The sequence below is a fragment of the Streptomyces sp. NPDC102462 genome (genome assembly GCF_044765425.1).
Lineage (GTDB): Bacteria > Actinomycetota > Actinomycetes > Streptomycetales > Streptomycetaceae > Streptomyces.
On record NZ_JBIWKB010000014.1, the window covers coordinates 132562 to 152095 of the forward strand.

The 19534-nt window shown below is 73.1% G+C and carries 18 protein-coding genes; 9 read left to right on the plus strand and 9 right to left on the minus strand.

What is annotated here, in order from left to right; all coding sequences use genetic code 11:
- Positions 1 to 26: 26 nt before the first annotated feature.
- Complete coding sequence (locus tag ACIRFL_RS15130; RefSeq protein WP_404028239.1) at positions 27 to 257, minus strand: hypothetical protein; 231 nt, start codon at positions 255 to 257, stop codon at positions 27 to 29.
- A 58-nt stretch (positions 258 to 315) separates the two neighbouring features.
- On the opposite strand from ACIRFL_RS15130, the gene map reads away from it, so the two are divergent.
- Positions 316 to 1173 (plus strand): type I methionyl aminopeptidase, encoded by an 858-nt coding sequence (gene map, locus ACIRFL_RS15135; RefSeq protein WP_404028242.1) that lies wholly within the window; start codon positions 316 to 318, stop codon positions 1171 to 1173.
- 128 nt (positions 1174 to 1301) lie between these two features.
- A complete protein-coding gene (locus tag ACIRFL_RS15140) occupies positions 1302 to 1949 on the plus strand; it encodes a heme oxygenase (biliverdin-producing) (protein WP_404028245.1) in 648 nt (215 codons plus the stop codon).
- A gap of 184 nt (positions 1950 to 2133) precedes the next feature.
- Here the strand turns inward: ACIRFL_RS15140 and ACIRFL_RS15145 are convergent, their stop codons facing one another.
- The 3 genes from ACIRFL_RS15145 to ACIRFL_RS15155 form a co-directional block, all read right to left on the minus strand.
- Positions 2134 to 2823, minus strand: coding sequence for a PhzF family phenazine biosynthesis protein (locus ACIRFL_RS15145; protein ID WP_404028248.1), 690 nt, complete (start codon positions 2821 to 2823; stop codon positions 2134 to 2136).
- 18 nt (positions 2824 to 2841) lie between these two features.
- Positions 2842 to 4347 carry an HtaA domain-containing protein gene (locus ACIRFL_RS15150; RefSeq protein ID WP_404028250.1) on the minus strand — a complete coding sequence of 502 codons (1506 nt, stop codon included), beginning with the start codon at positions 4345 to 4347 and terminating at the stop codon, positions 2842 to 2844.
- An 82-nt stretch (positions 4348 to 4429) separates the two neighbouring features.
- Complete coding sequence (locus ACIRFL_RS15155) at positions 4430 to 5833, minus strand: HtaA domain-containing protein (protein WP_404028252.1); 1404 nt, start codon at positions 5831 to 5833, stop codon at positions 4430 to 4432.
- A 112-nt stretch (positions 5834 to 5945) separates the two neighbouring features.
- Here ACIRFL_RS15155 and ACIRFL_RS15160 point away from each other — a divergent pair, with 112 nt between their 5' ends.
- The 7 genes from ACIRFL_RS15160 to ACIRFL_RS15190 all read left to right on the plus strand — a co-directional run bounded on the left by ACIRFL_RS15160 (position 5946) and on the right by ACIRFL_RS15190 (position 13699).
- Entirely contained in the window at positions 5946 to 6968 is a 1023-nt protein-coding gene (locus tag ACIRFL_RS15160) for a hemin ABC transporter substrate-binding protein (protein WP_404028255.1), read from the plus strand.
- Positions 6965 to 8065: a FecCD family ABC transporter permease gene (locus ACIRFL_RS15165; protein ID WP_404028258.1), complete on the plus strand. Its 1101-nt coding sequence runs from the start codon at positions 6965 to 6967 to the stop codon at positions 8063 to 8065. The genes ACIRFL_RS15160 and ACIRFL_RS15165 overlap by 4 nt, the downstream gene beginning before the upstream one ends.
- 268 nt (positions 8066 to 8333) lie before the next feature.
- The gene (locus ACIRFL_RS15170; RefSeq protein WP_404028260.1) at positions 8334 to 9152 is read left to right on the plus strand and encodes a heme ABC transporter ATP-binding protein; all 819 of its coding nucleotides are present in this window, start codon (positions 8334 to 8336) and stop codon (positions 9150 to 9152) included.
- A 163-nt stretch (positions 9153 to 9315) separates the two neighbouring features.
- Complete coding sequence (efeO, locus tag ACIRFL_RS15175; protein ID WP_404028262.1) at positions 9316 to 10458, plus strand: iron uptake system protein EfeO; 1143 nt, start codon at positions 9316 to 9318, stop codon at positions 10456 to 10458.
- A 12-nt stretch (positions 10459 to 10470) separates the two neighbouring features.
- Positions 10471 to 11724 (plus strand): iron uptake transporter deferrochelatase/peroxidase subunit, encoded by a 1254-nt coding sequence (gene efeB / locus ACIRFL_RS15180; RefSeq protein ID WP_404028265.1) that lies wholly within the window; start codon positions 10471 to 10473, stop codon positions 11722 to 11724.
- A 3-nt stretch (positions 11725 to 11727) separates the two neighbouring features.
- A complete protein-coding gene (gene efeU / locus ACIRFL_RS15185) occupies positions 11728 to 12585 on the plus strand; it encodes an iron uptake transporter permease EfeU (RefSeq protein ID WP_404028268.1) in 858 nt (285 codons plus the stop codon).
- Between the two features lie 106 nt (positions 12586 to 12691).
- The gene (locus ACIRFL_RS15190; RefSeq protein ID WP_404028271.1) at positions 12692 to 13699 is read left to right on the plus strand and encodes a hypothetical protein; all 1008 of its coding nucleotides are present in this window, start codon (positions 12692 to 12694) and stop codon (positions 13697 to 13699) included.
- Positions 13700 to 14035: 336 nt separating this feature from the next.
- Here the strand turns inward: ACIRFL_RS15190 and ACIRFL_RS15195 are convergent, their stop codons facing one another.
- From ACIRFL_RS15195 to ACIRFL_RS15215, 5 genes are all read right to left on the minus strand, one after another.
- Positions 14036 to 14773 carry a bifunctional DNA primase/polymerase gene (locus ACIRFL_RS15195; protein ID WP_404028274.1) on the minus strand — a complete coding sequence of 246 codons (738 nt, stop codon included), beginning with the start codon at positions 14771 to 14773 and terminating at the stop codon, positions 14036 to 14038.
- Between the two features lie 94 nt (positions 14774 to 14867).
- Positions 14868 to 15482 (minus strand): TetR/AcrR family transcriptional regulator, encoded by a 615-nt coding sequence (locus ACIRFL_RS15200; RefSeq protein WP_404028276.1) that lies wholly within the window; start codon positions 15480 to 15482, stop codon positions 14868 to 14870.
- 9 nt (positions 15483 to 15491) lie between these two features.
- Positions 15492 to 16487 (minus strand): small ribosomal subunit Rsm22 family protein, encoded by a 996-nt coding sequence (locus ACIRFL_RS15205; protein WP_404028279.1) that lies wholly within the window; start codon positions 16485 to 16487, stop codon positions 15492 to 15494.
- 396 nt (positions 16488 to 16883) lie between these two features.
- On the minus strand, positions 16884 to 18011 hold the full coding sequence (locus ACIRFL_RS15210; protein WP_404028334.1) for a serine hydrolase domain-containing protein: 1128 nt from the start codon (positions 18009 to 18011) through the stop codon (positions 16884 to 16886).
- Positions 18008 to 19519 (minus strand): multidrug effflux MFS transporter, encoded by a 1512-nt coding sequence (locus tag ACIRFL_RS15215; RefSeq protein WP_404028283.1) that lies wholly within the window; start codon positions 19517 to 19519, stop codon positions 18008 to 18010. Before ACIRFL_RS15215 ends, ACIRFL_RS15210 begins: the two co-directional genes overlap by 4 nt.
- Between the last annotated feature and the right edge of the window lie 15 nt (positions 19520 to 19534).

A 19534-nucleotide genomic window follows, 5' to 3' on the forward strand; every position in this document is an offset into this window, starting at 1 on the left:
CAAAGGCGCCCAAGCCCCGGCCAGGGTCAGTCGTCGTCTGTGGAGCGGCCAGCGCTGTCGTGCCAGCGGGGGTCGGTTTCCCACTCCAGGTTGCGCTCGCGGGCGGTCGCCATGGCGTGCTCGGCCTCCGTGCGGTTGGGATACGGGCCGAAGCGGTCCTTGGCCGGGCACTCCGGCCCCTCCTCGACCTTCTTGTGTTCGAGGCAGTAGTACCACTCCCCCGGCTTTCCGACCGTCCGCTTCTTGAACAGGGCCATGACCGGCTCCTTTCGCCAGGGACATGGTCCCCCATGCCCGCTGGTTAGACTCGCTGGCATGTCTGGCCAGTCGCTGCTCGTACCAGGGGAGCTGTCTCCCACCCGTTCGGTACCCGGAAACATCCGCCGCCCCGAGTACGTCGGCAAGCCCGCGCCGACCCCGTACACCGGGTCGGAGGTGCAGACCCCCGAGACGATCGAGGCGATGCGCGTCGCGGGCCGGATCGCCGCCCGGGCGATGGCGGAGGCCGCGAAGATCATCGCGCCCGGGGTGACCACGGACGAGCTGGACGCGGTGGCGCACGCCTACATGTGCGACCACGGCGCCTACCCGTCGACGCTCGGCTACCGCGGCTTCCCCAAGTCGCTGTGCACCAGCGTCAACGAGGTCATCTGCCACGGCATTCCGGACTCGACGGTGCTGCGCGACGGCGACATCGTCAACCTGGACGTGACGGCGTACATCGGCGGGGTGCACGGCGACAACAACGCGACGTACCTGGTCGGGGACGTCGACGAGGAGTCGCGGCTGCTGGTGGAGCGGACCCGGGAAGCCCTCGACCGCGCCATCAGGGCGGTACGGCCGGGCCGGCAGCTCAATGTCATCGGCCGGGTCATCGAGTCGTACGCCAAGCGCTTCGGGTACGGGGTGGTGCGGGACTTCACCGGCCACGGCATCAACTCGTCCTTCCACTCCGGGCTGATCGTCCCGCACTACGACAGTCCGCACGCGACGACGGTCATGCGGCCGGGGATGACGTTCACCATCGAGCCGATGCTGACGCTGGGCACGTACGAGTACGACATGTGGGACGACGGCTGGACGGTGGTCACCAAGGACCGCAAGCGGACCGCGCAGTTCGAGCACACGCTGGTGGTCACGGACTCGGGGGCGGAGATCCTGACCCTGCCGTAGCCGCCGGGGGCACCCGCGAGTCCCGAGAGGCCCGCCCTGCTGGGGCGGGCTTTTTCTTGTACGCTTTTACCGACAGGATGTCGGGAAAGCATTGACTTAGGTAAGGCTAACCTTAGATGATTCGTGCCATGGAGTCCTTCTCGACAGTCATCCGCACCGCGTCCCGTGCCCAGCACCAGGAGGCGGAGACCTCGACGTTCATGAGCGCCCTGCTCGGCGGCAGGCTCGGCGTCGACGCGTACGCCCGCTACACCGAGCAACTGTGGTTCGTGTACGACGCGCTGGAGTCCGGGGCTGAGCGGCTGGCGTCCGACGCCCTGGCCGGCCCCTTCATCCGCCCGGAGCTGTTCAGGCTGCCCGCGCTGGAGCGGGACCTGGCCCATCTGCGCGGGCCCGCCTGGCGCGCGGGGCTCTCCGCGCTGCCCGCGACACGGGAGTACGCGGAGCGGGTGCGGGAGTGCGCCGAGCAGTGGCCCGGCGGGTACATCGCCCACCACTACACCCGGTATCTCGGTGACCTCTCCGGCGGGCAGATCATCCGCGACAAGGCGGAGCGGACGTGGGGGTTCGCCAAGAAGGGCGACGGGGTGCGGTTCTATGTCTTCGACGGCATCAACAATCCGGCCGCGTTCAAGCGGGGGTACCGGAAGTTGCTGGACGCGGTGCGTGTGGATGAGCTGGAGAAGCAGCGGATTGTGGCCGAATGCCGGGGCGCTTTCGCTTTGAATAGCGCGGTGTTCGGGGCGTTGGGGGTGGAGTTCTCCCTCAGTGCTTAGGTCCACTGGGGCGCGGTGAAAACTGCGTCTGCCACGGGGGGTTTGTTGTTGGGTGCGGGTGCGTGGGGGCCTTTCGCGCAGTTCCCCGCGCCCCTGGGGGGGTGACCTGTGCGTTGTTGGGTGCGGGTGCGTGGGGGCTTTTCGCGCAGTTCCTCGCGCCCCTTTGGGGGCGCGGATGTCTGGGTCAGTTTTCTAGGGTTACTCGGCCTCCTAGTTCTATCCAGCCTTGGGGTTGGGGGGCTGTCAGGAGTTGGGAGCCTTTGCCCTGGGTTATGTTCAGGGCTCGGTTGAGGTGGGCTGTGAGGAGGAGGGCCGCCGCGCCGGTCGCCTCGTCCTCCTCTATGCCCCCGGTGCAAGCCCCGGCTCCACTGGAGCGGCTGACGCCGCGCTCATCGATCCGGCCAGGGAACCCGCGGGCGCGTATGCGGCCCGCCGCCTCGTCCTCCCAGGCCCAGGCGTAGATCCAGGTGCCCGGCTCGGGCACCGGCAGGGCGTCGACCTCGGCGGCCGTGGCGTACTGGCGCAGGGTGCGCGGCGGCGCCCACTCCGGGCGTGCCTCGATCCAGCTGAACTCGCCGTCCAGCCGGGCGCCCATCACCCCCGCGGGCGTGACCAGTTCGGGCACGTCCAGCAGCCAGGCCGTGCCGACGCAGGGGTGGCCCGCGAAGGGCAGGCGCAGGGTGGGGGTGTAGATGTCGACGACGCCGCGCTCCGGGTCGTCCACGAACACGGTCTCGCTGAAGCCGAGTTTGGCGGCGAACGCCTGCCGGTCGCTCCGTTCCGGCAGTACCGAGCCGTCGCGGACCACGCCGAGTTCGTTGCCGTAGCCGCCGTTCGGCGCGCAGAAGACGCGCAGCACGTCGTAGTCAGTCACCCGGGCATTCAAGCATCGTCAGGGGCGGGCGTCGCCGGGTGCCGCCGCCTGGCGCCTGCGGATCGCGAGGACCGTTCCGGCTCCTGCGGCCACCGCCAGCGCTGCAGCGGCGCCCAGCGCGCCCGCCGGCACGTCCGAGCCGGTCGTGGCGAGGCTGCCGGTCACGCCGCCGGTCGTGGCGCCGGTCACACCGCCGCTCGCCGTGCCGGTCCCGCCTGAGGTGCCGGTACCGCCTGAGGTGCCCGTGCCGCCTGCGGTGCCCGAACCGCCATCCCCGGAGGGGAGTTGGGCGCCGTCGCTCAGGGCCACGGTCAGGTCGACCGGGTCGAGTGCGGTGCCCGCCCGGTAGAAGCCGCCGAACGCCTTCGCGCCGGCCTCGGTGAGCGTCGCGGTGACGCCCTTCACGGTGATGACGTCGTCCTTCACGGTGAGGTCCGCCGAGGGCGCCGTCAGGTCGGCCAGGACCACGTCAGCGGTCCGCTCGCCGAGGCTTGTGACGTCGGCGGTCAGTTCGCCCGAGCCGCCGTCGAGCCGCGCCCGGATGCCGCTGAGGGTCAGGTCGAGGCCGTAACTCCCGTTGTTCTCGTGGCCCTTGAAGGTGACCGCGCCCTCGAAGGCGGCGTCGAGGGTGTCGGTGTCGTAGTCGCCGGTCGCGTCGGGGAAGGTGAACGCCCCGTTGCCGGTGGCCTGGGTGGCGCCGTCGGACACCGTGATGGCGCCCTGGGCCGCCCCGTCGACGACGTAGCCGCGGAAGGACTCCTTCACGCCCCAGGTGAGCGTGCCGTCGGCTATCTCGCCCTGGGCGGGGGCCGGTTCGGAGGCGGACGCGCCGGGCGTGGCCGTCGGGGAGGGCGTGGTGCTCGCGGTCGCCGACGGGGAGGACGGCGCGGGGCTCTCGCTCGCGGTGGGGGGCGGAGTGGGCGTGGGTGTCGGTGAGGTCGTCTCCGGCGCCGACGGGGACGGGGACGGGGACGTCGTCTGGACCACGGTCAGCGGGTCGCCGGCCGCGCCCTCGTAGCCCGCGCTGCCGAAGACGTCCGCGGCCTCCTTGGTGAGCGTGGTCCCCATGTCCGTCATCTGTCGGGTGACCGCGACCGTCGCGAGCGGTACGTCCTGCGTGGTGCTGCCCGCGCGGGTGACGTCCGCGGTGATCTCGGCGTCCTTGCTGTCGAACCTGACGTCGCTGAGGGTCAGTTCGAAGCCGTGCAGCTCGGACTTGATCTTCAGGCTGCCCTCGAAGCCGAGGGACACGGTGTGCGCGTCGGAGTCGTAGCCGCCCGTGCCCCGGACGAAGGTGAAGGCGCCGTTGCCGGCCGCCTGGGAGGCGCCGTCCGCGGGTGTGAAGGTGCCGGCCGCGAATCCGGTCACGTACGTGCGGTACGACTGCTTGATGCCCCAGGTCAACTCGTAGCCGCTGAGCGGGACTTCGGCGGCGGAGGCGCTGGTCGCGGGGAAGGCGCCGACGCCCAGGGCGACCGCGACGGCGGCGGCGAGGGCGAGGCGTCTCGGGGTGGTGGCAGGCATGGGTGGTTCCGTCTCCTTGGTCGGGGTGCGGATCGGGTCGGATCGGCTGGGGTTTGTTGGGTTGGGATCGGTTGGGGCGGGTTCAGTTCTCGTCGGCCGCCGGGCGGGTGCGGCGTCTGCGGACGGCGACCGCCGTGCCCGCGCCGGCCAGCAGCAGGCCGGCCGCCGCGAGGGTGAGGGGCAGGACGGGGGCGCCGTCGTCCGCGGAACCGGCCGCGACCGGCTCCGCCGCGGTCTTGCGGGTGGGGGACGGCGTGGCCGACGGCGTCGGGCCGGCCGCGCTGCCCAGGTCGGGCAGCGCGGGCAGCGCGGCGTCGTCGGTGAGGGCGACGGCCAGCGAGACCGGGTCCATCTCGGTGCCCTTCGGGTACCGTCCGCCGAAGGCCCGCGCGCCCTCCGCGGTGAGCTTCGCCGGGGCCTCGGTGAGCAAGGCCAGTCCGTCGCGGGCGGTGAAGTCCGGTGCGGCGAAGGCCACCAGGGGGACCTTCCTCCCGGTGAAGTCGGCGCCGCCCACGTCGGCGTACAGGGTGCCCCGGCCGTCCGCGACGGTGACCCGGACGCCGCTCAGCCGCAGGTCGAGGCCGTGGTCGCCGGTGAAGGCGACCGCGCCGTCGAAGCTCGCGGTCAGCTCGCCGCCGCGGTAGCTGCCGCTGCCCGCCGGGAAGCGGAAGAGGGCCCCGCCGTCCCGGGCGCCGTCGCTCAGGGTCCACTCGCCGCGGGCGATGTCGCCGGTGACGTACTCCCGGAAGGTGCGGCGCACGCCCCAGTCGACGGCGCCGTCCGCGATCGCGCCGCCCTTCGACGGCGCCTTGGTACGGGCCGGTTCGCTCACGGTGGGCGTCGGCGTGGGCGTGGGCCGTGCGGCCGCCTTGACGTCGGCGGCCAGGCTGACCGGGTCCAGGGGGGTGCCGGCCGGGTAGTAGCCGGCGAAGGACGTGGCGCCCTGGGCGGTCAGCGTGGCGGGCACGTTGTTCAGGACGACGGCCGTGCCGCCGCCGCGCATGTCGATGCCGCCCAGGGCGAGCGTGGCGAAGGGCACCTGCGCGGAGGTCGTGACCTTCCCGGTGTCCTTCGCCTTGCCTCTGACGTCCAGGTAGAGGGTGCCGGTGGCGCCGGAGATCCGGACGGTGGGGCGGCTGAGCGTGAGGTCGAGCTGGTACGTGCCGTCGCTCTCGCGGTGTCCGACGAAGTGCACACCGCCCGCGAAGGACGCGGCGAACGCCCCGGTGTCCCCGTCGTAGGTGCCGGTCGCCGAGGGGAAGCGGAACTGGCTGCTGCCCACGGTGGCCGCGCCGCCGGTGAGCGAGTAACCGCCCTGGGCGACCGGCCCGGTGACATAGCTCTGGAACGACGACTTGACGCCCCAGTCGAGGCGGCCGCCCTGGACGGTGCGGCTCTCGGCGTGCGCGGCGGTGACCGGGAGCAGCAGGGCGCCCAGAAGGGCCGCGCACAGCACGGCGATCGGATGCCGCGGGGGCGTGGGCATGGGTGGTCCTCCGGATACGACGACCGGTAGCGAACGAAGGTAAGGCTAACCTAAGCTCAACCTGGCAGTCTCTGGAAGCAATCGAAGGGAACGGGACAGGACCGTGCGACGCTTGCGCACCCGACTGGCGGGAGCACTGGTCTCCGTGCTCGCCCTCACCATGGCCGCGACCGGCTGCGGCGGCTCCCCCGAAGCCGCGGAACCGACCGGGAAACCGGGCAGAACCGACGGCACCCCGACAACCGGCACGGCCGACCGCGTCGAGCCGCTGACCGCCACCCCCGCACCGAAGCTGCCCGTCACCGTCGCCTCGGCCGACGGCGGCACGGTGACGGTGCGCCAGGCGCGGCGCATCGTGCCGCTCTCCGGCAGCCTCAGCGAGATCGTGTTCACCCTCGGGCTCGGCGACCGGGTCGTCGCCCGCGATGTCACCGCCACCTTCGCGCAGGCGGCACGGCTCCCGGTGGTGACCCGCAACCACGACGTGTCCGCGGAGAGCGTGCTCTCCCTGCGGCCCGATCTGGTCCTCGCCGAGCAGACCACCGGCCCCAAGGAGGCCATGGACCAGATCCGCGCCGCCGGAGTGCCGGTCCTCGTGGTCGCCGCGGCCCGGGACCTGGACGACGTGGGCCCGCGCACCCGGGCGGTGGCCGGCGCGCTCGGCGTCCCGGCCGCCGGCACGGAGCTGACCCGGCGCACGGAGCGGCGGATCGCCGCCGTACGCAAGAAGGTTCCGGAGCACGCCGAGCGGCCCCGGGTCGCCTTCCTCTATCTGCGCGGCTCCGCCTCCGTCTATCTCATCGGCGGCCGGGGCTCGGGCGCGACCTCCCTGCTGGAGGCCGCCGGGGCGGTCGACGCCGGGGTCGAGTCGGGCCTGACGAAGGACTTCACCGCGATCACCACCGAGGCGCTGGCCGAGGCCGCGCCCGACGCGATCCTCGTGATGGCCAAGGGACTCGAGTCGGTGGGTGGGACGGAAGGACTGGTGAAGATCCCCGGTGTCGCGCAGACGCCGGCCGGGATGAACCGGCGGATCGTGTCCGTCGAGGACGGGGTGCTGCTGAACTACGGGCCGCGCACCGACCAGGTGCTCGCCACGGTGGTGGCGCAGCTGTACCGGGACGGTGCCGAGTGACCGTGCTCGACGAACCGGCCGGGCGGACCGCCGAGACCGCCGAGACCGCCGAGACCCCCGCGCGCCGCGGGCACTCCACGGCCTGGCTGCTCACCGCCGGGCTGCTCGCCGCCCTGCTGGTGCTTGTCCCGGTGGCCGCGGGCCTCGGCGCCTATCCGATCCCGACCGGCGACGTGCTCGGCTCCGTGCTGCACCGGGCGGGCCTCGGCGGCTCCGCGCTGGACCGGGTGGCCGAGTCGGTGCTGTGGAACGTCCGCTTCCCGCGGATCGTACTGGCGCTGCTCGTCGGCGCCTCGCTGGGCTGCGCCGGGGCGCTGATGCAGGGCGTCTTCGGCAATCCGCTCGCCGAGCCCGGCGTCATCGGCGTCTCCTCGGGCGCCGCGGTCGGCGCGGTCGCGGCGATCGCGTTCGGCCTCGACTTCCTCGGCGACTGGACGGTGTCGGCGTTCGCGTTCGCGGCGGGCCTCGGCACGGTCCTGCTGGTGTACGGGATGTCGCGCTCCGGCGGGCGCACCGAGGTGGTGACGCTGATCCTCACCGGGATCGCGGTGAACGCCTTCGCGGGCGCGCTGATCGGGCTGTTCCTGTTCTTCGCGGACACCGCCGCCGTCAACCAGATCACCTTCTGGCAGCTCGGTTCGCTGTCCCAGGCGACCTGGCCCAAGGTGCTGGCCGTGCTGCCCTGTGCGGTGCTGGGGCTCGCGCTGGCCCCGGGCCATGCCCGCCGGCTCGACCTGCTGGCGCTGGGCGAGCGGCCCGCGCGGCACCTGGGCGTGGACGTGGAGCGGCTGCGGCTTGTGCTGGTGCTGGTCATCGCCCTGCTGACCGCGGCGGCGGTGAGCGTCGCCGGGATCATCTCCTTCGTCGGCCTCGTCGTACCGCATCTGCTGCGGATGGCGGCCGGGCCGGGGCACCGGTTCCTCATCCCGGCGAGCGCGCTGCTCGGCGCGCTGGTGCTGCTCGGCGCGGATCTGACGGCCCGTACGGTGGCCGCGCCCGCCGAACTCCCGCTCGGCGTGCTGACCGCGCTGCTCGGCAGCCCGTTCTTCTTCTGGCTCCTGCGCAGAACCCGCCGCAGACAAGGCGGTTGGGCATGACACCCGCCGATCGGCACACCGACCCGCCCCCCTGTCGCGTGCGCACCCGCCGGGGCCCCGCCGCGACCACGCCCGCCGGAGCCCCTGCCACGACCACACCGGACGGCACCCGGGCCCGCACCCCCACCGCGGCCGGGCCGACCGGCGCCGCCGCGGCGACCGCGGCGACCGGGTGCCGCCGCCATGCCGCCCGGAGGGGGCTGGGCATGACGCCGCCCGTCCGCATCGCAGTCACGGCCCCCTGGGGTCCGATCGAAAGGGTTCGCTTGTGAGGCTGTTGCGTGGCAGGCCCGTCGCCCCCGTGCCGGTCGGGCCCGGGACCGTGCTCGCCGAGGCGGAGGGGGTGTGTGTCCGCCGGGGTGGCCGTACCGTGCTGGACGGCGTCGACCTGTCCGCACGCGCCGGTGAACTGCTCGCCCTCGTCGGCCCCAACGGCGCCGGTAAGTCGACCCTGTTGAGCGCCCTCGCGGCCGACCTCACCCCGGCCGCAGGCGTCGTACGCATCCACGGCCGCCCCGCCCCGCAGTGGTCCGCGGCCGAACTCGCCCTGCGCCGGGCCGTGCTCCCCCAGTCGAGGGCGCTGTCCTTCCCCTTCACGGTGGAGGAGGTGGTCCGGATGGGCCGCGCGCCGCACGCCTCCTCCCCAGCGGACGACGACCGCGCGGTGGCCCGGGCGATGGCGGCGACGGAGGTCACCGGCTTCGCGCTGCGGCCGTTCTCCGCGCTCAGCGGCGGGGAACGGGCCCGGGTCGCGCTCGCCCGGGTGCTCGCCCAGCACGCGCCGCTGCTCCTGCTGGACGAGCCGACCGCCGCGCTCGACCTGAAGCATCAGGAGTCGGTGCTGCGGCTGTGCCGGGAGCGGGCGCGCGCCGGTGACGCGGTGGTCGTGGTGCTGCACGACCTGGCCCTGGCGGCGGCCTACGCGCACCGGGTCGCGATCCTGTGCGCGGGGCGCGTCGCGGCCGAGGGCCCGCCGGCGCAGGTGTTCGACGAGCGGCTGCTGTCGGACGTCTATGAGCAGCCGGTCGAGGTGTTCCCGCACCCTCGCACCGGGGCCGTCCTGATCACCCCGCGACGCAGCGCTTGACCTCCCCATTACCCGCCCTTGGCGGCGATTTTGAGCCGCCGAGATCAAGCCGTGTCTGTGATCTTCCAGTGAGAGCTGAATCACCGCAAGGAGGGGTATGGGTGAGGGAAGCCTCAGATAAGTTAGGCCAGCCTCACCAGACTGCTTCCCGCTTGGAGCCCGCATGCGTGCCGCCCGCCTCACCGTCACCGCGGCCACCGCCGTGGCCGCCCTGACCGCCCTCACGGCCTGCACCGCGAAGAGCGACGCCAAGGACGGCAACGCGATCCAGGTGACCGCCGCCGACACCACGTGCGACACCTCGGCCACCTCGGTCCCGGCCGGCCAGGTCACCCTCCAGATAGAGAACAAGGGCTCCCGGGCCACCGAGGTCGAAATCCTCTTCCCGGACGACCGGATCGTCTCCGAGAAGGAGAACATCGGCCCGGGCACCAAGTACACGCTGACCGCAGAGGTGAAGGCCGGCTCGTACGAGATCGCCTGCCGCCCGGGCATGAAGGGCCACGGCGTACGCCAGAAGCTGACGGTCACCGGCGGCAGCACCGCCAAGCGGGACCCCAAGCTGGACAAGGCGGTCGCCGACTACCGCCAGTACGCGCAGGACCAGGCCGACGAGACGCTGCCGAGGGTCGAGACCTTCGTCCAGGCGATCAAGGACGGCGACCTGGAGGGCGCGAAGAAGGCCTACGCACCCTCCCGGCTCGGCTGGGAACGCACCGAACCGGTCGCCGAGTCCTTCGGCGACATCGACCCCAAGGTCGACGTCCGCGAGGACGGGCTCGAAGAGGGTCAGAAGTGGACCGGCTGGCACCGCCTGGAGAAGTCCCTCTGGCACGACAAGAAGATCGGCGCCGAGGAGAAGACCCTCGCCGACCAGCTCGTCACCGATCTGAAGGACTGGCAGAAGCGGGTCGGCACCGCGGAGATCACCCCGACCTCCATGGCCAACGGCGCCAAGGAACTGCTCGACGAGGTCGCGACCGGCAAGGTCACCGGCGAGGAGGACCGCTACGCGCACACCGACCTCGTCGACTTCAAGGGCAACGTCGAGGGTGCGCAGAAGGCGTACGACCTGCTCAAGCCGGTCGCCTCGGCCAACGACGCGGCGCTGACCGGTGAGCTGGACAAGCAGTTCGCGGCGCTCGACACGCTGCTCGACAAGTATCGCTCCAACAGCGCTGACAAGACCTCCTACGAGTTCGTCTCCTACGACAAGGTCACCGAGAAGCAGCGCAAGGAGCTGTCGGACGCGGTGAACGCGCTCGCCGAGCCGCTGTCCAAGCTCGCCGCCGCGGTCGTGAAGTAGGCGGAGGCGGAGATGACGCAGAACCAGCGGGGCGGCAGCCCCTCACGGCGCGCGCTGATCGGCTGGGGCGGCGCCGGGCTCGCGCTCGGCGCCGCCACGGCCGGCGGCGCCGTCGCGATGACCCGCACCGGCCAGGACGCCGACCCGGCCGCCGCCGATGCGGGCACCGCGGTCGGCTTCCACGGCGACCACCAGGCGGGCATCGCCACGCCCGTGCAGGACCGGCTGCACTTCGCCGCGTTCGACGTGAAGACCGACGACCGCGCCGCGTTCGTCCAGCTCCTCAAGGACTGGACGGCCGCCGCCCGCCGGATGACCGCGGGCCGCACCGTCGGCGAGGGCGCCTACGGCGGACTGGCCGAGGCGCCGCCCGACGACACCGGCGAGGCGCTGGGGCTGAAGCCCTCCCGGCTCACCCTCACCCTCGGGTTCGGGCCGTCCCTGTTCGACCGGTTCGGGCTCGCGGACCGGCGGCCCGCCGCCCTCGTCGACCTGCCCAAGTTCCCCGGCGACAACCTCGACGCCACACGCACCGGCGGCGACCTGTGCATCCAGGCCTGCGCCGACGATCCGCAGGTCGCCGTGCACGCCATCCGCAACCTGGCCCGCATCGGCTTCGGCAAGGTCGCCGTCCGCTGGTCACAGCTCGGCTTCGGCAAGACGTCGTCCACGACCCCGCACGCCCAGACCCCGCGCAACCTGTTCGGCTTCAAGGACGGCACCCGCAACATCGCGGGCACCGAGAAGGACCGGCTGGACCAGCACGTCTGGGTCGGCGGCCAGGACGGGCCGGCGTGGATGACCGGCGGGTCGTATCTGGTCGCACGGCGCATCCGCATGAACATCGAGACCTGGGACCGGACCTCGCTCCAGGAGCAGGAGGACGTCTTCGGCCGGGACAAGGGCGAGGGCGCCCCGGTCGGCAAGCCCAACGAGCACGACGAGCCGTTCCTGAAGGCGATGAAACCGACCGCGCACGTCCGGCTCGCCCACCCCGACGCCAACGGCGGCATCACGATCCTGCGCCGGGGCTACTCCTTCACCGACGGCACCGACGGACTCGGCCGGCTGGACGCCGGCCTGTTCTTCCTGGCCTACCAGCGCGACCCCCGCAAGGGGTTCATTCCGCTCCAGCGCCGGCTGGCGGCGTCGGACGCGCTCAACGAGTACATCCAGCATGTGGGTTCTGCTGTCTTCGCGATCCCGCCCGGCGTCCGCGACGCGGACGACTGGTGGGGCCGGACGCTGCTGACCGAGGAGGCGTAGCCCGTGTTCTCCAACTATCTGATCGGTCTGCGCGAGGGGCTGGAGGCCAGCCTCGTCGTGTGCATCCTGATCGCCTATCTGGTCAAGACCGGGCGCCGGGACGCGCTGAAACCGATCTGGATCGGCATCGGCATCGCGGTCGCCATCGCCATGGGCTTCGGGTGCGCGCTCGAATTCGGCTCCCAGGAGCTGACGTTCGAGGCCCAGGAAGCCCTCGGCGGTTCGCTGTCGATCGTCGCGGTGGCCCTGGTGACCTGGATGGTCTTCTGGATGCGGCGCACCGCCCGGCACCTGCGCTCCGAACTGCACGGCAGGCTGGACGCGGCGCTCGCCATGGGCACGGGGGCGCTGGTCGCCACGGCGTTCCTCGCGGTGGGCCGCGAAGGTCTGGAGACCGCGCTGTTCGTGTGGGCGTCCGTGCACGCGGCCAGCGACGGCACCCCGCGCCCGCTGATCGGCGTCGCCCTGGGTCTGGCCACCGCCGTCCTGCTGGGCTGGCTGTTCTACCGGGGCGCGCTGAAGATCAACCTGGCCAGGTTCTTCACCTGGACCGGCGGCATGCTGGTGGTGGTCGCGGCCGGCGTGCTCGCCTACGGCGTCCACGACCTCCAGGAGGCCAACTGGATCCCCGGCATCCGGGACCTGGCCTTCGACATCAGCGGCACCATCCCGCCGGACAGCTGGTACGGCACGCTCCTGAAGGGCGTCCTCAACTTCCAGCCCGACCCGACCGTCGTCCAGGTCACGGTGTGGCTGCTCTATCTGATCCCCACGCTGGCCGTGTTCCTCGTGCCGTCCCGCCCGGGCACCGCCGGAAGGCAGCCGCAGCCGGCGCCGGCCGCGGTCCGTGACAAGGGCTGACGCCGTCCGCCGGTCATGGTGCGGGCCCGGTGCGGGAACCCGGCGTTCGAACGGCCTTCGCTCCCGGTAGGGTTCGGCTCCGGGAAGAGGAAGGTGACGGGACCTCATGACCAGGGATCGCAGTCCGCGCGGGCGCCGCGGGCGTGACCGGACGGCACTCATAGCGGCCTCGCTGACCGCCTTGTCGCTGACGGCGAGCGGATGCGTGGTGGTGCACGGCGAGCGCGAAGTGCTCCCGGCCACCAGCAAGGCCGAGGCCGCGAAGGCGCTGGAGGAGTTCACCGACGCCTACAACGCGGCGGACAAGGCGTACGACAGCTCCCTGGACGCCGACCACATCACCGGCGCGCTCGCCGACATCGACGGGGCCCGGCTGAAGGCGGGACACGCGAACCATCCGGGCGGCAACCCCGGGCACCAGCCGCTGGAACTGTCGGACGCCGAGTTCACCATTCCCAAGAAGGCGGGCTGGCCCCGCTGGTTCGTCGCCGACGCCACCGCCAACAAGGGCGGCAGCGCACGCTGGCTGTTCGTGTTCACCCGCAACGCCCTGAGCGAGCCGTTCCAGGTGGCGTACCTCACGCTCGTCGCCCCGGACAAGCTGCCCGAGTTCAAGCTCGACGAGGACGGCTGGGCCGAGGCCGTTCCGGCCGGATCGGCCGACCTGTCCGTCGCGCCGGGCGAACTCAGCGAGCAGTACGCGACGTATCTGAAGAGCGGCGGCAGCGTCTTCTCGGACGGCGTGCACACCAGCGACTGGCGCGCCACGCGTGAGCGGCAGGCCAGCAAGCCGGGGCTGGCCCGGCAGTACATCGACGAGCCGCTGACCGACGGCGACTACGCGCCGCTCGCGCTGCGCACGGCCGACGGCGGGGCGCTGGTGTTCTTCACCACACGCCACTTCGAGAAGCAGACCGCTGCCGCGGGGGCCTCCGTGCCGACGCCGGGGGAGGATGTGCAGGCCCTGACGAAGGGTGAGATCAAGCAGTCGCTGACCCTGGAGTTCGTCTCCAACGAGGTCGCCCTCGATCCGAAGCGTGGTTCCGGTTCCGGGGGCGCACAGGTGTCGCTGCTGGGGCGGATTCAGGGGCTTACGGGAGCGCAGGGCGACTGAACGCTCCGCTCCGCTGGGTTTGGCCGGGTAGCTCCGTGGTTGTGCTGGGGTGTGGTTTTCTGCGGGTGCGTTGGGGCTGGGCGCGCCCGCGCGGCGGAGCCGCATATCGATACAGCCCCGCGCCCCTTTGGGGCGCTGCCCTGGCCCGCGGATCGAGTCCCAGCGGGCTGTGCTGCGCCCTGGTCCTCTGCGGGTGCGTCGTGGCTGGGCGCGCAGTTCCCCGCGCCCCTTTGGGGCGCGCTGTCCTGCCCCGCGGATCGAGTCCAAGTGCGTTGGGGCTGGGCGCGCCCGCGCGGCGGAGCCGCATATCGATACAGCCCCGCGCCCCTTTGGGGGCTAGTGGCGTAGGGGCCAGGCGGGGGGTGTGTCGTGGGGTTGGTCGTCTGCGTGGCGGGCGCAGGCGTCGGTCAGGGCTTCCAGGAGGGTCAAAGGGTCGGGCAGCGCGTGCTCCGGGCCGCGCGCCCAGCGCACCTGCTGGTCGTCGTCACCGGGCAGCCGGGCCGGCGGCACCAGCACGTACGAGCCGCGGCAGTGCCAGCGCAGCCCGGGGTGCTCGTCCATGGTCTCGGGGTGGCAGTCCAGCTCGCACGGCCACCACTCGTCCTCGTCCTCGGGGGTACCGCGAGTGAGGGTGAAGAACAGCATGCGGCCGTCGTCGCTCTCGGCGACCGGGCCGACCTCGACGCCGGAGTCGAGCAGCCGCCGCAGCGCCTGCCGGCCGGCCTCCAGGGGCACATCGAGGACGTCGTGCACCATGCCGGTCGCGGTGATGAAGTTGGCCTGCTGCTGGTGCCGGGCCCAGCGCTCGATCTGGGCACGGTCGGTGGTGGACTGGGTCTGCCAGGCGAACGACACCGGGTGCCTCGCGGGGGTGGGACAGCCGACGCGATCGCAGGAACAGCGGTATCCGGGGGCGGGGTGCGCGGCGGGCGCGAGCGGCAGTCCGGCTGCGGCGGCGGCGAGCAGCAGTTCCTCACGGCCGCCGGTGTCGGCGGTCGGTGACGTGCGGCGGCCCCGCAGCCACTGGGAGAGTTTGCCCTGCCGGCCGGACCGGCCGCCGAACGTCGCGCTCATCAATCCCCTCGCCTCGCTGGTGTGCGGACAACATGCCCCATGGTCCCACCATCCTGCGCCCCGGGGGACCGCGGGCCCCGTCCGGGGGGTGCGGTCAGCGCGGGGCCAGGCCGTGGAGGGCGTAGTCGACCAGGGTGTCCGTGTACGCGTACGAGATCGGTCCGGTGTGCTGGAGCCAGCGCTGGGCCAGCGGCGACACGAACAGTTCCAGGGCGATGCGCGGGTCCACGTCCGCCCGTACCTGCCCCGCCTGCTGGGCTGAGCGGAGCCGGTCGACGTACAGCAGGAGCTGTGGTTCGAGCAGTTTGCCGACGAGATCGCGGCTCAACTGCTCGTTGACCAGGCCCTCCGCGGCGAGGGCGCGGGCGGGTGCCTCGAACCGGGGGTCGAGCAGTTCGTCGACGGTGTCCCGCAGCACCGCCTTGAGGTCGGCGGCGACGTCCCCGGTGTCGGGGATCGTGTACGGGGCCTGGCCCAGGTCCCGGGCCGACTGCTCGGCCAGGTCCAGGAACGCCTCCAGCAGGACGTCCGCCTTGGCCGGCCACCACCGGTAGATGGTCTGCTTGCCGACCCCGGCCCGCGCGGCGATCGCCTCGACGGTGGTCTTCGGGTACCCGACCTCGGCGACGAGGGCGAGGGCGGCGGCGTAGATCGCGCGGCGGGACCTCTCGCTGCGGCGGCTGGCGTCCGGGGCGGGCTTCTTGACCATGGGGTGAAGCTAACCCATGGGGTCCGGTGCGGCGGGCGGCCAGGGGTCGCCCCAGTCCGCGTCCCGCGCCGCCTTGTACAGGTCGCCGTGGCGTTTGGTGACCGTCGCGCGGTGCAGCCGTTCGCCGGCTTCGCACAGGTCGAGCAGGACCTGTCCCTTGCGCAGTTGCGGGCGGCGGACGATCCGGGCGGGCGCCGGTACCACCGGGAGGCGGGTGGCGGCGACGTAGCTGAACTTCTCGTCCTCGTACGGCAGCGAGCCGCCCTTGACCTGCCGGTGCAGGGAGGAGCGGCTGACCCGGGCGGAGAAGTGGCACCAGTCGGCGCCGGGCACCAGCGGGCAGCCGGCGCTGTGCGGGCAGGGCGCGGCGATCCGGAACCCGGCGTCGATCAGCCGGTTCCGGGCCTCGATGACGCGGGCGTGGCCGTCGGGGGTGCCGGCCTCGACGATCACGACGGCCCGTGCGGCTCTCGCGGCGGCGTCGACGAGGGCGGCGCGGTCGGCCGTGGACAGCTCGTTGAGGACGTAGGAGACGGTGACGAGGTCGACGGCGTCGAGGGTGAGGGCGGCGCCGATCCGTTCCCGCCGCCAGCGGGTGTCGCGCAGCGTCGGCTGTCCGGCGGCGACCTCCTGGCCCAGCGCGAGCGCGGGCTCGGCCCAGTCCAGCACGGTCACCGGCCGGGTGCCCGCCCAGGTGGCGCTGACCGCCCAGGTCGCGGCGCCGGTCCCGCCGCCGACGTCCGTGTGGCCGGCCGGTGCCCAGCCGGGCACTGCGTTGGCGAACGCGGCGAGTGCGTGGCGTGCCGCCTCGAAGGTCGCGGGCATGCGGTACGCGGCGTACGCGGCGACGTCGGCGCGGTCACGGAGGATCGGTGCGTCGGTGGGGGTGGCGCCGCGGTAGGTGGTGATCAGCCGCTCCACGGCGGCGGCGGCCTGCGACGGGGGGAGACCGTCGAGCAGGGCGGCCAGCGCGGCGCGGAGTCTTTCGGCCGGGGGTTCGTTCACGGGGCGATTGTAGGAGGCGCTGCCCTGCCGGGGGCTTTGGCGGGGGGCGCCGTGGGTTTGCGGCCGGTGGGTAGGTGCGGGTGCGTTGTGGTTGATCGCGCAGTTCCCCGCGCCCCTGGGGTGGCTGCGGACGGTGGGTGAGAGCGGGTGCGTTGTGGTTGAGCGCGCAGTTCCCCGCGCCCCTGGGGTGGCTGCGGACGGTGGGTAGGTGCGGGTACGTGGGGGCTGAGCGCGCAGTTCCCCGCGCCCCTGGGGGGGCTACGGACGGTGGATGAGTGCGGGTGCCTTGTGGCTGAGCGCGCAGTTCCCCGCGCCCCTGGGGGGGGCTGCGGACGGTGGGTGGGTGCGGGTGCGTGGGGGTTGAGCGCGCAGTTCCCCGCGCCCCTGGGGGGTGGGTTAGGTGTGTGTTGCTTGGGACAGGTGGGTTGCGGCGCGGGCTCTTGGGGTGTTGTCCGGTGGGCGTCTGCGGGGGTGCACCGTGTTCGCCAGGAGCACCAGGAACGTGTCGGTCGCCGGGTCGAGGACCAGCGAGGTGCCGGTGAAGCCCGTGTGCCCGGCGGCTCCCCGTCCCGCCAGCTCCCCCATGAACCAGCGCTGGTCCACGGCGAAGCCCAGCCCCGGCGGGGTCAGCAGCAGCGTCACGATGTCGGGGCCGAGGATGCGGGCCGGACCGTACTGTCCGCCGGCCAGCAGCGTCCGGCAGAACACCGCCAGGTCACCGCCCGTGGAGAACAGCCCCGCGTGACCGGCCACCCCGCCGAGCGCCCACGCGTTCTCGTCGTGGACCACACCCCGCAGCATGCCCCGGTCGGCCTTGGCCCACGGCCGCCGCTGGTCCTCGGTGGCCGCGGCGCCCGGACAGGGTCCGAACCGGGTCGCCGTCATCCCCAGCGGCCGGGTGATCCCCTGGTGGATCAGGACGTCCAGGCCGCGCCCGGTGATCCGCTCCAGCAGGAACTGCAGGAGCAGCATGTTCAGGTCGGAGTAGCGGTACCTGCCCGCCGGCGTCGTGGGCACCTCCGCGCGGAGCAGCGCGAGCCGGGCCGCGGCGTCCCGGCAGTCGTACAGCGGCAGTTCGGGCCGCAGCCCGGAGGTGTGGGTGAGCAGCTGACGCACCGTGACACCGCGTCGGGCCACCGCCCGGAACTCAGGCAGCACGGCGCCGACCGGGGCGTCGAGGCCGAGGGTGCCCCGCTCGATCTGCTGAAGCGTCGCGACGGCCGTGAACAGCTTGGTGAGGGACGCCAGGTCGAAGGGGGTGTCGAGGGTCATCGGCACCCGGGCCGCGGGCTCCGGCTCGACACCGCGGTCCGTCGTGGCGTCGTACGCGGTGTACCGGACCGCCCAGCCCGCGGCCTCCCGTACGGCGATCACCGGCCCGCGCCCGGCGACCACGACGACGCCCGGCGCCCAGGGGCGGTCGCCGACGGTGAGGCCGCGGACCTCCTGGACGAGGTGCTGGAGTTCCCCGGGGTCGAGTCCGGCACGTTCCGGCGTGTCGACCCGCAGTCTCAGCGCGCTCAGCTCTCCTCCCCCGGCTTCTCGCCCCTCACGTCCTCAGCCCGCGTCTCCACGACCCGCCTCTTCTCGTCTCTCGTGACCTCGTCCCTCATATCCTCGGCCCGCGCCCCCTCGGCCCGCGCCCCCTCGGCCCGCGCCTGCTCCGCCCGCGTCTCCCCGGTCTCGTGCAAGCCGAGGCCGCCCCCGTTCCATCCGGCTGCGCGGGCCCTCCAGGGGCGGCACATCGCCGTGAAGCAGGCGGCGGCCGTCACCGCGCCCGCCAGTTGGACGACGGCCATCGGCGCGGCGGTGTGTTCCCCGGCGACACCGACGAGCGGGGAGGCGATCGCCCCGATGAGGAAGGAGGAGGCGCCGAGCAGCGCGGAGGCGGAGCCGGCCGCGTGCCGGGTGCGCAGCAGGGCGAGCGACTGGGCGTTGGGAAGGGTGAGGCCCATCGAGGACATCAGGACGAAGAGCGCGGCGGCGACGGGCGCGAGGCCGACCCGTCCGAAGGCGCCGAGGGTCATCAGCAGCAGGACGCCCGCCGCGAGCACGGTGACCGCGAGGCCGACGGCCAGCACCCGGTCCAGGCTGACCCGGCCGACCAGCAGCTTGCCGTTGATCTGCCCGACGACGACCAGGCCGACGGAGTTGAGCCCGAACAGCAGGCTGAAGGTCTGCGGGGACGCGCCGTAGATGTCCTGGATGACGAACGGCGAGGCGGATATGTAGGCGAACAGGGCGGCGAAGGCGAAGCCGCCGGTGAGCAGGTAGCCGGTGAACGGCAGGTCGGCGAGGAGCCCGCGCATGGCGCGCAGGGCCGCGCCGACCCCGCCGTCCTGCCGCCCGCGGGCCTTCGGTTCCGTTCCGGCGGCCGGCACTCCTGTGGTGGCCGCCGGCAGGGTCTCGGGGAGCCGCAGCCAGACCACCGCGGCCAGCACCGCCCCGACCACGGTGAGGACGGCGAACACGCCCCGCCAGTCCGTCACCCGCAGGATCTGACCGCCGATCAGGGGCGCCACGATGGGGGCGACGCCGGAGATCAGCATCAGGGTGGAGAAGAAGCGGGCCATCGCGACGCCGTCGTACAGGTCGCGGACGACGGCCCGGGCGATCACGATGCCGGCCGCCCCGGCCAGTCCCTGCGCCAGCCGGAGCGCGACCAGCGCCTCGACGGTGGGCGCCACCGCGCACAGGGCGGTGGCGACGACGTAGACGGCGAGGCCGGCCAGCAGCGGGCGGCGGCGGCCCCAGCGGTCGCTCATCGGGCCGACCACCAGTTGCCCGAGCGCCATGCCGGCCAGGCAGGCGGTGAGGGTGAGCTGCACGGTGGCGGCGGGCGCGTGCAGGGAGCGGGTGACCTCCGGCAGCGCCGGGAGGTACATGTCCATCGCGAGCGGGGGTGTGGCGGTGAGGCCGCCGAGGACGAGGGTGACGAGCCGGCCGGTACGGCGTGCCGTGCGGCGCGCGGGTTCGCCGCCCGCGGACCGGTCCGCCGTCTCGGATGCCGGTGCCGCCGCGCGTTCGGGCATGGCTCCCCTCCCCTT